Consider the following 14,839-nt stretch of genomic DNA (forward strand, 5'->3'; position numbering starts at 1 on the left):
TTTATCCTATGTGACTAATGTGGTTGTCAAATAAGTTAGCTACTTAGCGTTACTTTTTTCGATGTCTTGGAATTTGGGTTCAATGCCGTTTAGTTAGTATGTGCCTGGAAATATTGGTTCTATTGTTTTTCTGCTAAATTCCAAGATGGTTTTCATCTCTTTACCTTTGTCACTTTTTTGCTTCAGGTCAAAAAAGTAACCAAAAAACCCCGCCGCTGTGCATCTATTGGCCTAAAATTAAAACCTTCCCTCATGCAGGCAAACTCCTCCTGTCTAAAGCCAAGCGGGCTTATCTAAAGCCAGGTAAACCTTTTCTAGCAGCCAACATTCTTTTTGGCTAGTATTTCGTCAAACAAGCCTGCCTTCTTGCCCACCCGCTTTTTAATTTCTTAACGCCCAATACCTGCAAGGCGGATCCATTTTGTACATATTTTAAAAGGCCATGGATTAAAATCATAACTCTCTCAATGGACGATCCGTATTGGAAAATCTTCTTAACTAAACGGCATTGATTCCAGGTTTAACCTGCTTTTGGTATAACTTCCCTTCCATAAGGTATATGCCATTCGAAATAAATATCCACATTAAACAGCTTCCGGAACAGTACTTCGCGAATGTCCTGGAAACTACCATAAATGTAATACGCCTATCATGCCTCGTCCCCCTAAGGGAGAAGATTAGCAAAGCACTTGGGCCAATTATTAAATAGTGTTAATCAGCGTGTTAAATAAAATTAAATGCTGTTTATATAACGACGGATCCTTTAGATTGCCGTTAAATATTGGTAATTTTATTATGGTAAAAACTTCTACTGTATTCTTCTTAATGATGATTTTACCCTTTCTTGCTTCGGCACAGGAGGAAAAGATTGTTACAGGAAAAGTGGTGGACAGGTTGACAAAGGAGGCTATTCCTGTCGTGAGGATCAGTAGCTCGATAGAGCGGGTTTCTACCAATGACCTTGGTGAGTTTACCATTAAAGCTAAAGCAGGGGATCAATTGATATTCGTTCACCTCTCTTATAAACCTGTCCATGTAGTGTTTAGTGGTGGGGTTTCGGAATTAGAAATAGTAGAAATGGATGAGCGGATGTTGGAGCTGGAGGAATTTCAAGTAAACGAGATGCCCTCGGAACAGGCCTTTAAGGAAGCCATCCTGAACACTACCTCCGACCACGCCGTACAGTACAATAGGCTCCAACGTAACACCAGTACTATTATGAGGATCAAGGATCTTTCTTACTATCATGATTAGTCTTCCTATAATATGCTGCTAAAAAACGTCAACACTAATGGAGGGGTCACGTTGTTTTCCAATAATCCTTCAGTTGGACTAATTTCGGCGTTCAAACGATTGATGGGAGGCAAAAGCCAACCGCCCAACCTGTCTTCGGATCCAGTGGATAGTGGCCAAACTCGGCCTCTATGGAAAAACCCCTTGGAGTCAGATTCGTTAAAGATGGAGTATAAGCCTTGAAAAATGTATTTTCTGCACAATATAATGGCGAATAGAAAGCGTTTATAATGAACGAACTGTACAGGTTAAGGCATTATGTTTTGATATTTTGAACCATTGATAAAAGAATACGCTAATGACATCTTCAATTCACGATCCGGCCATAGAGCTGTCACAGATTATCGTACGTGTCCTACAGGTGGCTGCGGCGCTGTTTGGAGGACTTTTCCTTTGGCTGAGCATAATGGCTTTTAATGGCCATGCTATGGTCAATATGCTGCTGGAAATGGTGGATGAGCCTGTGAAGGTTCATGCTGGGGAAATGTTGTTGGCCGGAGTGGTGTTCTTAGTCCTTTTCGTAGCATGTGTGGCGGCATTTTTTGTGCTCAGGTACCTCCGGGAAGTCGTTAACAGTGAAGTAGCTACATTTACCCCAAAGTCCCCCTCATAACGGAAGGTAAAGGAGGAGGGCCAAGTGCCTATGATAGCACATATCATAGGCACTTGGCAAAAAAGAACACGTTAATGCTGATGCCCTCCGGGACCGTGGACATGACCGTGGTCTATTTCTTCTGGATCAGCATCTCGGATATCGATGATTTCCCCTTCAAAGTACAGATCATAGCCGGCCAATGGAGAATTAAAGTCCATATGAACACCTTTGTAATCGACTTTTAGGATTTCGCCACGGAGTCTGTTTCCTTGATCATCTTGCATCGCTATTACCCTTCCCACTTTCAGCATCTCCTTGTTTTTCTTGCCCTCCTCCTTGAAGTTGGATTTTGGAACTATGGTGACTTTGCTTTCGTCATAGTCGCCATAGGCACTTTCATAGTCAATATATACTTCAAACGTATCTCCAGGCTTTTTGCCAGCGATTGCTTCTTCTAGGGCCGGTAAAGTGTTTCCTGCACCAAACAAGAAAGCAAAGGCCTGTTCTTTGGTCACCTTTTCTTTAAATTCCTTACCATTTTCCCCATCGTCTATATGGAGTTCGTAGGCGACACTGATTACTTTATTTTTTTCTGCGATCATGATAGATAAATAGTTTACTGAAAATATCAATTCTTTTTTAACCCGATTTTAACACCATTATCGAATGCCTTTCCTTTCTCTAGCAGAAAGACCTATTTTCCAAGGCCTACAGGATGGAGGTTGTTCATGTTTTTTAGGATCCAGGATTGACGTTGGTAGTTATATGCGGTGGGCTTGGAGGGAGACCAGCGCAATGGGTTGGGGAGTACTGCAGCTATCATGGCTGCCTCCTGACGTGTGAGATCTACGGCAGGTTTATGATAAAATGCCTGGGCAGCAGCTTCTACGCCATAGATGCCATCTCCTGTTTCGATGATGTTGAGGTATACTTCCATGATCCGTTCTTTTGACCAAAGTAGTTCTATGAGCAGGGTAAAATAGGCCTCCAGTCCTTTGCGTAGATAATTTCTTCCTGGCCAGAGAAAGACGTTTTTGGCAGTTTGGTTGGAGATGGTGCTTCCCCCACGAATACGTCCTCCGGACTGGTTTTCCTCTAAGGCTTTATTGATGGCTTCCATATCAAAACCAAAATGGTCCATGAATTTTTGATCTTCGGAAGCAACCACGGCCTGTGCCATGTGCTTGGATATTTTATCCATAGGAACCCAGTCTTTTTTTAGTTTTATTTTTCGTTGATCGTCCGAGGCTTGGTCTATCATCCTGATTACCATAAGTGGGGTGATGTACACAGGGACAAACTTGTAGACCAAGGTCATCCCAATGCTAAGCATGAAGAACCAAAGCACAAGTTTGCCAATAAAACGCCAAAATTTTCTCATAGGTAGGTACTGCAATTGCCCCACAAATTACACCAATTTTTTGAGCCGTCAAGGGAGTAAAACAGTAAAGAGGATAGTTGCCTGCGGTGATTTATTTCGTAAAGTCAAACAAGGCCTCTTTTTTTAGCTCCGTTTATGTAATAGGAATAGCAGTAGCCTGTCCTGACGGATGTCGGGACAGGAGGAAAATGTAAGGAAGGCAAATGATGCCTGGGGCTTGCACAGTCGTGTGGCAGTAGATACCTTACAATATACCTAGTTGGAAATTTCCCAATCGGTTATTCCATGTCATCAAACTGGGAAAGATCGTAAGTCTCTGATTCCAGGTAATGGGGGTAAATTTTCTTGTGTTGTTTTTTTACCTGATCGATCAGTGATTTTCTAAATTGCCCAATATGGGTACCGTCTTGGGCTGCCATAAATACCGGTTCGATGCCCATCTTTTTGGTGTAGACCTTTTTCAGGTTGTCGAGATCCAAGTAATTGGCTTCTTCTACTTCCAGCTCAGTCATGTTCATGAGAGCTTCTTCGGAGGGCATTTCAGGAACTAAGTCGATTTTATTAAAGACCAATAGGACAGGTTTATCTCCGGCACCAAGTTCATTCAGTGTTTGGTTGACCACGGCAATATGATCTTCAAAACCTGGGTGGGAGATGTCCACCACATGCACGAGTAGATCAGCCTCCTTGATTTCCATCAAGGTAGATTTAAAGGACTCGATCAGGTGCGTGGGTAGCTTTCGGATGAAGCCCACAGTGTCCGAAAGTAGAAAAGGTATATTCTCCAGTACCACTTTTCTTACGGTAGAGTCCACCGTCGCAAAGAGCTTGTTTTCAGCCAGTACATCGGACTTGGTTACCAAGTTCATCAGGGTGCTTTTTCCCACGTTGGTATAGCCGACCAAAGCCACCCGTACGATACCCTTTCTTCCTTTGCGCTGGGTTTCTCCTTGTTTTTCGATCTTTCGCAGTTTTTCCTTGAGCAGGGTGATTTGATTCCGAATGATCCGTTTATCCGTCTCGATTTCTTTCTCACCGGCACCGCCCCTAGTGGCTGTTCCACCGCGCTGTCGCTCCAAGTGGGTCCACATCCTGGTCAACCTGGGGAGCAGGTACTGAAATCGGGCAAGTTCTACTTGTGTTTTGGCTTGGGCAGTCTGGGCCCTGTTAAGGAAAATATCCAGGATCAATAAGGAGCGGTCATACACTTGTACCTTCAGCTCATTTTCAAGGTTTCTCATCTGGGAAGGGGAAAGGTCATCGTCAAAAATCACCATGTCCACTTCAAAATGCTTGATATAGGCTTGGATCTCCTCGAGTTTTCCTGAGCCCACAAAGCTCCTTACATCGGGTTTGTCCAAGCGCTGTGTAAAGCGGTAAACCTCCTTGGCTCCCAAAGTCTCGGTCAGGAAGGCCAATTCATCCAAGTGCTCTTCCACCTCCGATTCCGGTTGGTTTTGTTTGATCAAGGCTACCAATACGGCCGTTTCCTCCACGGGAGCCGTTTCTATCAGTTTTTTTAATTTTCTTGTATATTTACTCATTCAGGATATTGCTGATCAGATGTTAAATTAATCGTTGATAATACTGTGTTTGATGTAATTTACTGAAGTATATACCGTTCTTAATGGTTTAACGCTATTATGGTCAGGATGTTATTAACACCGTTACTGGTGTTTTCATTCAGTAAATTTGAAAATTATTACTTCAAAATTAGTCTACTAAGCAGAAAGAATAGAAATTTACTGCTTGTTTTTACAAATTGATTAAAAATAAATGGAAATACGTAGCACGCCTATCCAAGATGTTTTCGAATTGTATCCGAAAGTTTTCAATGATGCCAGAGGGTATTTTCTGGAAACGTACCGGGAAGATTTACTGGCAGAAAAGGGCATTAACACCCGTTGGGTTCAGGACAATCAGTCGTTTTCTATTGCGGGTACAGTGAGGGGGCTTCATTTTCAGCATGCTCCTCATGCCCAAGCTAAGCTGGTAAGGGTGGTCACGGGCAAAGTTTATGATGTGTGTGTTGATTTGAGAAAGGATTCTCCTACCTTTGGGCAAAGTCATGGAGTGATCCTGGACAGTGCCCAGCACAATATGCTGTACGTACCGGAAGGATTTGCCCATGGATTTTCTGTGTTGGAGGACGCTGTATTTTCTTATAAGTGCTCCAATTTTTATAACAAAGCCAGTGAAGGGGGCATTATCTGGGATGATAAGCAGTTGGATATTGACTGGAAAGTAGGATCACCTATCCTATCAGATAAGGATTTAGCGTTGCCTTCATTGGAAGAATTTAAGCAGCAAACAGGAGGAGGATTGTAAGATGGGCTTATTGGATCTTTTCAAAAGTACAAAGAAAGCAGAACCGCTTTGTCTAAAATGGATGGAAGTGGACATGCACTCCCACTTGATTCCGGGGATCGATGATGGGTCCCAGTCCTTGAAGGAATCCATAGCGCTCATCAAAAGACTGGAATCCTATGGATTACGAAAGCTGATCACCACGCCGCATGTGATGACCGAGTTTTATAAAAACACTCCTGAGATCATTTCTGAGGGGCTCACAAGGCTACATGAGGGCTTGGATAAAGAAGGGGTGAAGATGGATGTGGAGGCCGCGGCCGAATACTATTTGGATGAGGTGTTTGTAGAAAAACTGGAGAAGGATGAACCTCTGCTTACTTTTGGTGATAATTATATTTTGGTAGAAACAGGGTTTATGAACAAACCCCGCATGCTCCAAGAAACCTTTTTTGCGTTAGAGACCAAAGGTTATAAGCCGATTTTGGCCCATCCTGAGCGGTACCTTTACCTGCACCAAGATCCCGATATGCTCGAGTCATTGATCGAAAAGTCCGTTACCTTCCAGGTCAATTTATTGTCCTTTACTGGTTATTATTCCAAGCCTGTAAAAGTATTGGCCGAAAAACTGCTCGAAAGGCGGTTGGTGCGTTTTGTGGGAACGGACTGTCACAATAACCGTTACCTGGACTCCCTCGAAAGCATTACTGCTTCCAAAAGCTATCAAAAGCTGAAGGAATCAAAATTCATGAATTCCCTATTATGAAAATATTGATTACTGGTATAACCGGCCTTTTTGGCAGTTATCTGGCGCGGGAATTTAGTGTCATGGGAGAGATTCATGGGCTCAAAAGACCTCATAGTTCCACTGACCTATTGGGGGGATTTTCCGAACAGGTAATATGGCATGAAGGTGATATCAATGATTATCAGTCTCTTCAAATGGCCTTTAAGGGCATGGACCTGATCGTTCATGCAGCAGGGTTGGTTTCTTTTTCCCAAAAAGATAAAAGCCAGCTGCTCAAAGTAAACTATGAAGGCACCACCAATGTAGTCAATGTCATGTTAGAGCTTGGCGTCAAGCGATTGGTGCATGTCAGCTCCGTAGCTGCTTTGGGCCGTACTCCTGACCAGCGCATTGTCGACGAAAACCACAAATGGGTGGACTCCCCGTGGAATACACCGTATGCGATTTCTAAATACCTCGGTGAACTGGAAGTGTGGCGGGGGGTGCAGGAAGGCCTGAAAGCCCTAGTGGTCAATCCCGCAGTGCTGCTTGCCCGTGAGTCGGAGACGCGCAGCAGTGCGCAGATCTATCGGTACGTGAGTGAGGGCCATCGGTTTTACCCCAAAGGAGACATTAACTTCATCGATATCAGGGATGCTGCCAGCATTACCTACCAACTCTACCTGAACGATCACTGGGAAGAACGCTTTATTCTCAGTAAAGGGAGTTTGCCGTATCAATCTTTCTTTGCGGCCATGGCCAAGCAAATGGGAAAAAATGCCCCCAAATTCGCTGTGGGAGGAATGATGATCAGCTTGGCCACTACATGGAGCCAAATCAAGCAAATTTTTGGTGCAAAACCCCTACTCAATAGGCAAACAGCCATGATCGCCCAGCGCCCTATTTCCTTTGACAACCAGAAGGTTAGCGATGCTATTCACTATGAATACCGCTCATTAAAAGAAACCTTTCAATGGGCAATGAACAAAAAATAGTGGTTTTTCGTTAACCCCAAAACAATTGTAAACATTACTTAATAGGCCTAAAAATAATTTAGTTTAGGTAGTTAAGCTACCGATTAATTTGGTATCTTAAAATGTAAATTCAACCCGACACATATGACTGGAGATTTTGATCACAACAGGGAAGAAGAACGGGCATTGATAGAGCGGTTTGAAAATTCCCTAAAAGCCAACTTGGATCTTTTCTTTGATGAAGAAGAGTTGGAGGATATCATCCGGTACTATTTTGACACGCAGAAGTTTAAAAAGTCCCTAAAGGCAAGTAAAATTGCCCTGGAGCGGTTTCCGTTTTCCATAGAAATCAAGTTGATGTACGGCCAATGCCTTATTTTCAATGATGAGCTGGAAGAAGGCCTAGAAGTGCTGGAAAATATCAATAACCTCTCGCCAAACAATGAGGAGATTATTCTGGCACTTTCGAACGGCCTGCTGCTGAATGGCAGTGTAAAGGAGGCTATTCAGCTACTGGAGGATTTTCTTCCCATGGCCGAAGATAAGGCAGAGATATATTATTCTCTTGGCAACTTCTATCGTGCGGAGAACAATACAGAAAAAGCCATCTCCCATTATAAAGATGCAGTAAAACTAAAAATCAACCACGAAGACGCCCTGTTTCAGCTGGCGATGATTACGGAAGAGGAAGGCTCATTTGATGAAATCCTGGAATTTTATCAAGAGTTCATCGACCAAGATCCCTACAGCGCAGAGGCCTGGTACAATCTAGGCGTCGTATACAACCGTCTCGGGCGATTTGAGGAAGCGATCAATGCTTACGATTATGCGTTGATCATCAATGATAGCTTTGCTTCTGCTTATTTTAACATGGGCAATGCCTTGATGAATACCCAGCAATACGAAAAGGCAACAGAAGCTTACTTGAATACCATTGACAGTGAAGGAGCCAATTCGGAAAACTGCTGTTACCTCGCTGCGGCATTTGAGAAGCTGGATCAGATGGACAAAGCCTTTACGTATTTTAAGAAGTCTGCAAAAATGGACCCCGAATACGATGATGCTTGGTTCGGCTTGGGGATGTGTATGTTAAAAAAAGATAAATTTTTTGAAGCAATACACTATTTTAAAAAAGCCCTGAAGCTCTCCAGTGTCAATGCCAACTACTGGGTTGGGCTGGCTGATGCAGAATATCACCTTGGAAATCTACAGGCCAGTTCGGAAGCGTATGAAGAAGCTATCAACCTGGAACCCGGCCTGATGGAGACCTACGTGAACCTTTCCATTATTTATTTTGATCAAAACCGTTTTGAGGAAGCCATCGATGTACTTAAGGAAGGAATCGACGAGCTGCCAGAAGACGCAGAACTCTATTATCGACTCGTAGTTTATCTCATTAAGACAGGTAAATACAAGGAAGCCTTTTCATATTTAGAAAATGCATTAACTTTGGATTTTGAACGACACGAGATTCTATATGAGCTGATGCCAGAAGTAAAGCATCAAAAGGCCATATACAAGATCATCGCTCAATACAAAGAAGGATTATAAGCCGAGTACTATTTACCTAAAATTTTAGAGAATGAATTACGTGCTGAAGAACGTACCCGTACGTACTGAAAAACCACGAACTACAGGATATACCATGGCCATGGACAAGGGTCTTAGCCTTAGAGAAGTAGAAGACTTTATCGATGCCTGCGAAGATTATGTGGATATTGTGAAATTGGGATGGGCTACTTCCTATGTCACCAAAAACCTTAGCCAGAAATTACAGATCTATAAAGATGCGGGGATACCAGTCTATTTGGGTGGTACGTTATTCGAAGCATTTGTGATCAGAGGGCAGTTTGAAGACTATCGAAGAGTTTTGGACAAGTTTGACCTTGCCTATGCAGAAGTTTCTGATGGCTCCATTACACTTGATCACGATAAGAAATGTGAATACATCCACACACTTGCAAAAGATGTCACGGTGCTTTCTGAGGTGGGCTCCAAAGATGCCGCTAAAATTATCCCTCCCTACAAATGGATAGAGCAGATGCAGCAAGAGCTGGATGCTGGGGCTTGGAAGGTGATCGGAGAATCCCGAGAAGCGGGAAATGTGGGGCTTTTCCGTGATTCTGGCGAAGTGAGACAAGGGTTGGTGGAAGAGATCCTTACCAAGATTCCAGAAGAAAAAATCCTGTGGGAAGCACCCCAAAAAGCGCAACAAGTGTGGTTTATCAAACTACTCGGTGCCAATGTGAACCTGGGAAACATTGCCCCCAATGAAGTGATTCCATTAGAGACAATTAGACTGGGGCTTAGAGGAGATACTTTTGACCATTTCCTCAATATGGCCAACGTATAAAACATATTTAGGCGGCTGTGGTTTACTACAGTCGCTTTCTTTTGATTGCTACATGAGACACACCAAAATTCACCTTCTAACATTCCTAAAAGGAATGGGCATGGGTGCGGCGGACATTGTACCGGGAGTTTCCGGTGGGACCATCGCCCTGATTACCGGCATTTACGAAACATTGCTGGACAGCATTAAGTCTATCGACTTAGAAGCGCTGAAACTCCTGGGCCGGTTTAAGCTGAGCGCCTTATGGAAACACATCAATGGTAGTTTTTTGGTTGCGTTGTTCTTGGGGATATTTACCAGTATCTTTACGCTCTCAAAGCTGATTACCTACTTGATGGAGGTACATCCCATCCCCTTGTGGTCATTCTTTTGTGGATTGATCATTATCAGTTCAGTGCTGATTTTGCGGGATATTAAAAGATGGAACTTAATGGTCGCTTTGGCCATTCCTGTAGGAGCAGTATTGGCTTATTGGGTGACAGGGCTGAACCCCGTGGAGTCTCCCAATTCCCTGTACTTTACCTTTATCTCTGGAGCTATTGCGATATGTGCGATGATCCTTCCGGGAATTTCTGGCAGCTTTTTGTTGTTAATATTAGGTAAGTACGAAGCCATCCTTATGGCAGTTACCGAAAAGGACTTTCTTACCTTGGGAGTATTTGCAGTGGGGTGCTTGGTCGGACTGTTGTCTTTCTCAAGGCTGATCAGTTGGCTGCTGAAAAACCACCACGCAGTGACCATTGCGGTGCTTTCAGGCTTTATGTTGGGATCGATCAATAAAATCTGGCCATGGAAAAAAGTAGTCAGCTTTAGGATTTCCAGCAGCGGAGAGCAAAAGCCCTTCATTACCGAAAACCTACTGCCCAATCATTATCTGGCAGAGACCGGTAGTGAGCCGAAGTTCTTTATTGGACTCTTGGCGTTTCTGTTTGGCATTCTACTGGTGATAGGATTGGAGAGAATGGCGTTTTATTTAAAAAAGAGATGAGAAAATTCGGACTAATCGGTTATCCTTTAAAGCACTCTTTCTCCGGGAAATACTTCGCGGAGAAATTTGAGCGTGAAGGTATTCATGACTGTCAGTACGACTTATATGAAATTGATGCCATCGGCAAATTTCCGGACCTGATCAAAAACAACCCGGAGCTGGAAGGTATCAATGTCACCATTCCTTATAAAGAACAGGTCATCCCTTATCTTGATGAACTGGAGCCGGGCTGTAAGGCCATCGGTGCCGTTAATTGCATCAAAATCAAAGATAATAAGCTCATCGGATACAATACCGACTATATCGGCTTCAAAGAATCCTTGGATGCTTGGCTGCATGGCAAGCGGCCAAAAACCTTGGTCTTAGGCACTGGAGGAGCATCTAAAGCCATAAAACAGGCCCTTGAAGGCCTCGATATGCCTTATCTTATGGTGTCCCGAAATGCCAATGGGCAAAAAGGGATGATCAGCTATGATGACCTTATCCAAAATGAAAAATACCTTCAAGAATATTTTTTGATCGTCAACACCACCCCAGTGGGGACTTTTCCCAATACCGAAGAAATGCCCGCTATCCCAGTAGGCCAAATCGGCAGAGAACACAAGGTGTATGACTTAGTTTACAATCCAGAAAAAACCTTCTTAATGCGGTCCCTTGAAGCCCGCGGTGCGGTAGTAAAAAATGGTTTGGAAATGCTCCAACTTCAGGCAGAAGCTGCTTGGAAGATTTGGAACTAGTGTTAAGTCACACGTTGATTGACGCTCCCTTTCGTTCCCCCTCTGTCCACGCCGCGGCGTGGATGTCAGCGCATAAGAATGCTCCTTTAGGGGTAGGAGAGCGGTAGAAATGCATCAAAGCAGACGTGCTTGGCACCAGACAGGTAACCGAGGATTAGCGACCACAGCAATTGGAACGAACAAGGTGTAATGCCTACTGACGTGTGTCCATTTGGATATGAAGTCAGTGCTTTCCGGCTATTCGTTTCTTTGCCAAAGCTTCGTTCCGTGACTGTCTAGTGAAAAAGGTGGCTTGGAGACCGTGACACCCCATGGCATCCTAGCCGTCAACAACTACCTAGTAACATTAAAACCTTTCAAACATTACAACAACAAAAACCATGTTCTGGAAAAAATTATCACACGAAGAAGTAAAGAAAGCCGTATTTGAGGCATTAGATAAAAATCATAATTATAGAGGAGAAAACCCCGCGCTCGGCGTGCCGGGAACGTATTTGGACACGACAGAATTCTACCATGATGCGCCATTCCTGAAAGACGCACCCTTCATGTCGGTCATGGTCCAAAACCCCAACCATATCGGAATCCACACCTTGAGTGAGGAATCCGTTCTTGACCTTTTTGAGGGCACTCAAAAAATCGAGAGAGAGCTGATTAACTTGGTGGCTGAGGAAGTCTTTGCCGGAGAAAAAGGTCAGCAGGACGGCTATGTGGCCACAGGTGGCACGGAAGCTAATATTCAGGCCATGTGGGTCTACCGTAATTTCTTCCAGGCAGCATTCGGTGCCAAGACAGAAGAAATCGCCGTGGTATATTCCAGCGATTCGCACTATTCGATGCCCAAGGGCGCCAACCTGCTCAACCTCCATAATATCATCCTGGAGGTGGATGAAGAAACACGCCAGATTACCCAAGAATCCCTGGAGCACAGTATCGCTGAGGCTAAAGAAAAAGGTATTAATTACTTCATCGTCATTGCCAACCTCTCCACGACCATGTTTGGCTCTGTGGATGATGTGGACCGCTTGGGCGACTTCTTTACCACGGCCAATGTGACTTTCAGAATTCACGTGGACGCGGCCTATGGAGGGTTTATCTATCCCTTTACGCATGAAGAAAGTGCCTACACATTTAAGAACCCCTACATCACCTCATTTACCAGTGATGGCCATAAAATGCTCCAAACGCCTTATGGCACAGGGCTGTTTTTGATCAGAAAAGGCTATATCCACCATGTTTGTACCGAAGAGGCACAATACATCCCCGGGAAGGACTATACACTGTGCGGATCCAGGTCCGGAGCCAACGCCGTATCCATGTGGATGATCCTAAAAATCCACGGTTCCGAAGGGTGGAAATATAAAATGGCCTCGCTCTGTGACCGTACCGAAACGATCTGTACCAGACTGGACCGGATGGGGGTAAAATACTTCCGAAACCCGCACCTGAACATCATTACCATCAAGTCGGAATTTGTCTCACCAAGAATAGCCAAGAAGTATAATCTCGTGGCAGACAGCTATGAACATAAGCCAAAATGGTACAAAATAGTGGTCATGCACCACGTAAGACAGGGTATCTTGGACAGCTTCCTGATGGACTTGGAAGGCGAATTGGTAAGTAAAGGCTGACCAATAGCAGTATCAACAACTGCCATCACATAAGTTAGGGGAGCTATTGAAACCATGTGTGGTGAGGAGCCAGTGGTATGGTATATTTTGTATCCTGCGGATGCTTCCGCAGGATACAGGACTGTCCGAAGCATCCAAAAACAAAAAAAGCCATCCGCCGTAGCGGATGGCCCTATTCAAATATTACAATCCTCAAATCTTACCATTTCAACCCGATTTATGCATTAGGGATCGTAATCACCTGTCCCGATAGAGTGAAGGTTTGAAAGTGCAAGACAATAAGGCTGTTGAGGCATAGCACCGTAGTGATGACATCGAAAACAGCAGCGTAGCGACTGATTTTGAAGCAGTTTCAGACCGTAATAGATAGGCTAATGCATATCCCGAATTTAACTCAAGCAGCTGAATAACAGACCTTACAGGAGAAAGAAGGCAAAATATCTCAGTCGGTGGGGCACAGCCCTCGTCATAACCAAGTAGGATAGAGGACGGAAATACGGCTACTCCATTCCCGGTAAAATAATCTTGGCATAGCCTATTTTGTCATCACTTTCCTGCTGGGCAAGTTTCAGGTAAAAGCCATGAGGTGTAAAAAAGCCGAGGGATGAGAACTCATTTGATGTAAATGCCAGCTCTGCGGTTTTTGTTAAGCTTTTATCCAATACAATAAAGCTACGGTTTTCTACCTTGTGTTCCGAACCCACCGATAATTTCGCTGCTCTTACCAATACCTGATGCCAGGGACTGTACTGCAGGGTTCCATATTGGCTGGACTCGGGATTTGGGTTAAACACGATGTATTCACCACTTTTTTCTGTTGTTCCACGCAAAAACTCCATGGTCTTATTACTTCCCGCATCCACCCAGTAAGATTTTCCGTCCTTGATGCAGAGTAATTTATCATCCGCGGCAAATGAAATATAATGTTCCTTTCTGCTTTCCGAATACGCATGGGAATAATGACAAAATTCCGAATCATCCAAAAAGCCCTCGTACTTTTCCGGAAAAGGAAATCGCACGTAACGCTCCTCACCAGTCTGCATATTATACTGCAAGAGCCAGTCTTCATATTCCAACATTGGTGCTTTCAGCACAAAGGGGACATCAGTAACGGTGACGTTATTCCCTTTTAGGTAAATCGGATTATGGACAAAAGTAGCATAATGGGAGCTTCCTCTCACAGTATTTTCATGGGCAGGAAGATCGTGCCTGGTGAGTACCTTGCCCCCATGATCTGCCACGATCAGCTGCTTTCCACTGGATAGAAACAGCATGCTGTCTTGGCTGATCAAACTGCCAGAAATAAAACTGCCTATGCCATTGGGGCCTTCCTCCTTGAAAGATTGGGCAGATAACAGATCGCCCGTTTCAACATCATATAGCAAAAGTCTGTGGCCATTAAACTGGCCGAGCACCGATTTTCCGTCTTTTTCCAGATAAGTAAAATCAGTACCCAGCCACTGTGTGTTTATATCTTTCTCAATCCATAAGGTATCCCTTACTAAATCCGTCAGCGAGCCGGACGTAAATACATGCTTTTCATTCGAGTTATTATTGCAGCTGAAAAGTAAACTGGCAAGCAAAAAACAGGTGAAATATCTCATAAATAGGTAGAACAAGGCAATAATTTTGTAAAAATTACTAAAAATATAGTCATAAGTCAATTTAGGTTCTGTATTATTTACTGCAAACCCTAACTCGCCCGTTTTCACTACCTACGGCACTACGAGGTGAAAGTCACGTCGGAATTTACCAAAAAAATAGTTGCACACTGTAAACCAAAAACGACCAGTGAAATCAACTACTCGCTTACTAAACGGCATTCATTCCTGCTTTGAAAATCATCCAAAAAC

Annotated in this window: 14 protein-coding genes; 10 read left to right on the forward strand and 4 right to left on the reverse strand. The window is 43.8% G+C overall.

Going from position 1 to position 14,839, the window contains the following annotated elements; all coding sequences use genetic code 11:
* The first annotated feature begins 825 nt into the window (after positions 1-825).
* Both DN752_RS12315 and DN752_RS12325 read left to right on the forward strand, forming a co-directional pair.
* The gene (locus DN752_RS12315) at positions 826-1,254 is read left to right on the forward strand and encodes a carboxypeptidase-like regulatory domain-containing protein (RefSeq protein WP_112784224.1); all 429 of its coding nucleotides are present in this window, start codon (positions 826-828) and stop codon (positions 1,252-1,254) included.
* Between the two features lie 337 nt (positions 1,255-1,591).
* Positions 1,592-1,906 carry a hypothetical protein gene (locus tag DN752_RS12325; protein WP_112784226.1) on the forward strand — a complete coding sequence of 105 codons (315 nt, stop codon included), beginning with the start codon at positions 1,592-1,594 and terminating at the stop codon, positions 1,904-1,906.
* 71 nt (positions 1,907-1,977) lie between these two features.
* Here the strand turns inward: DN752_RS12325 and DN752_RS12330 are convergent, their stop codons facing one another.
* From DN752_RS12330 to hflX, 3 genes are all read right to left on the reverse strand, one after another.
* Positions 1,978-2,490 (reverse strand): FKBP-type peptidyl-prolyl cis-trans isomerase, encoded by a 513-nt coding sequence (locus tag DN752_RS12330; protein WP_112784227.1) that lies wholly within the window; start codon positions 2,488-2,490, stop codon positions 1,978-1,980.
* 92 nt (positions 2,491-2,582) lie between these two features.
* Entirely contained in the window at positions 2,583-3,269 is a 687-nt protein-coding gene (mtgA, locus tag DN752_RS12335; RefSeq protein WP_112784228.1) for a monofunctional biosynthetic peptidoglycan transglycosylase, read from the reverse strand.
* A 278-nt stretch (positions 3,270-3,547) separates the two neighbouring features.
* The gene (gene hflX / locus DN752_RS12340; protein WP_112784229.1) at positions 3,548-4,813 is read right to left on the reverse strand and encodes a GTPase HflX; all 1,266 of its coding nucleotides are present in this window, start codon (positions 4,811-4,813) and stop codon (positions 3,548-3,550) included.
* 232 nt (positions 4,814-5,045) lie between these two features.
* Between hflX and rfbC the strand changes: the two genes are divergently transcribed.
* From rfbC to DN752_RS12380, 8 genes are all read left to right on the forward strand, one after another.
* On the forward strand, positions 5,046-5,597 hold the full coding sequence (gene rfbC, locus DN752_RS12345; RefSeq protein ID WP_112784230.1) for a dTDP-4-dehydrorhamnose 3,5-epimerase: 552 nt from the start codon (positions 5,046-5,048) through the stop codon (positions 5,595-5,597).
* A gap of 1 nt (position 5,598) precedes the next feature.
* A complete protein-coding gene (locus DN752_RS12350) occupies positions 5,599-6,342 on the forward strand; it encodes a tyrosine-protein phosphatase (RefSeq protein WP_112784231.1) in 744 nt (247 codons plus the stop codon).
* Positions 6,339-7,298 (forward strand): NAD-dependent epimerase/dehydratase family protein, encoded by a 960-nt coding sequence (locus tag DN752_RS12355; protein WP_112784232.1) that lies wholly within the window; start codon positions 6,339-6,341, stop codon positions 7,296-7,298. The genes DN752_RS12350 and DN752_RS12355 overlap by 4 nt, the downstream gene beginning before the upstream one ends.
* 123 nt (positions 7,299-7,421) lie before the next feature.
* On the forward strand, positions 7,422-8,828 hold the full coding sequence (locus tag DN752_RS12360; RefSeq protein WP_112784233.1) for a tetratricopeptide repeat protein: 1,407 nt from the start codon (positions 7,422-7,424) through the stop codon (positions 8,826-8,828).
* Positions 8,829-8,859: 31 nt separating this feature from the next.
* Positions 8,860-9,630 carry a phosphosulfolactate synthase gene (locus tag DN752_RS12365; RefSeq protein ID WP_112784234.1) on the forward strand — a complete coding sequence of 257 codons (771 nt, stop codon included), beginning with the start codon at positions 8,860-8,862 and terminating at the stop codon, positions 9,628-9,630.
* A gap of 52 nt (positions 9,631-9,682) precedes the next feature.
* Positions 9,683-10,618, forward strand: coding sequence for a DUF368 domain-containing protein (locus DN752_RS12370; RefSeq protein ID WP_112784235.1), 936 nt, complete (start codon positions 9,683-9,685; stop codon positions 10,616-10,618).
* Positions 10,615-11,355, forward strand: coding sequence for a shikimate dehydrogenase family protein (locus tag DN752_RS12375; RefSeq protein WP_112784236.1), 741 nt, complete (start codon positions 10,615-10,617; stop codon positions 11,353-11,355). The genes DN752_RS12370 and DN752_RS12375 overlap by 4 nt, the downstream gene beginning before the upstream one ends.
* A 380-nt stretch (positions 11,356-11,735) precedes the next feature.
* Positions 11,736-12,986: an aminotransferase class I/II-fold pyridoxal phosphate-dependent enzyme gene (locus DN752_RS12380; RefSeq protein ID WP_112784237.1), complete on the forward strand. Its 1,251-nt coding sequence runs from the start codon at positions 11,736-11,738 to the stop codon at positions 12,984-12,986.
* Between the two features lie 500 nt (positions 12,987-13,486).
* Here the strand turns inward: DN752_RS12380 and DN752_RS12385 are convergent, their stop codons facing one another.
* Entirely contained in the window at positions 13,487-14,590 is a 1,104-nt protein-coding gene (locus DN752_RS12385; protein ID WP_162633206.1) for a DUF4221 family protein, read from the reverse strand.
* Positions 14,591-14,839 lie beyond the last annotated feature (249 nt).

Origin of the sequence: Echinicola strongylocentroti (genome assembly GCF_003260975.1) — a bacterium.
In the GTDB taxonomy this organism is placed as follows: domain Bacteria; phylum Bacteroidota; class Bacteroidia; order Cytophagales; family Cyclobacteriaceae; genus Echinicola; species Echinicola strongylocentroti.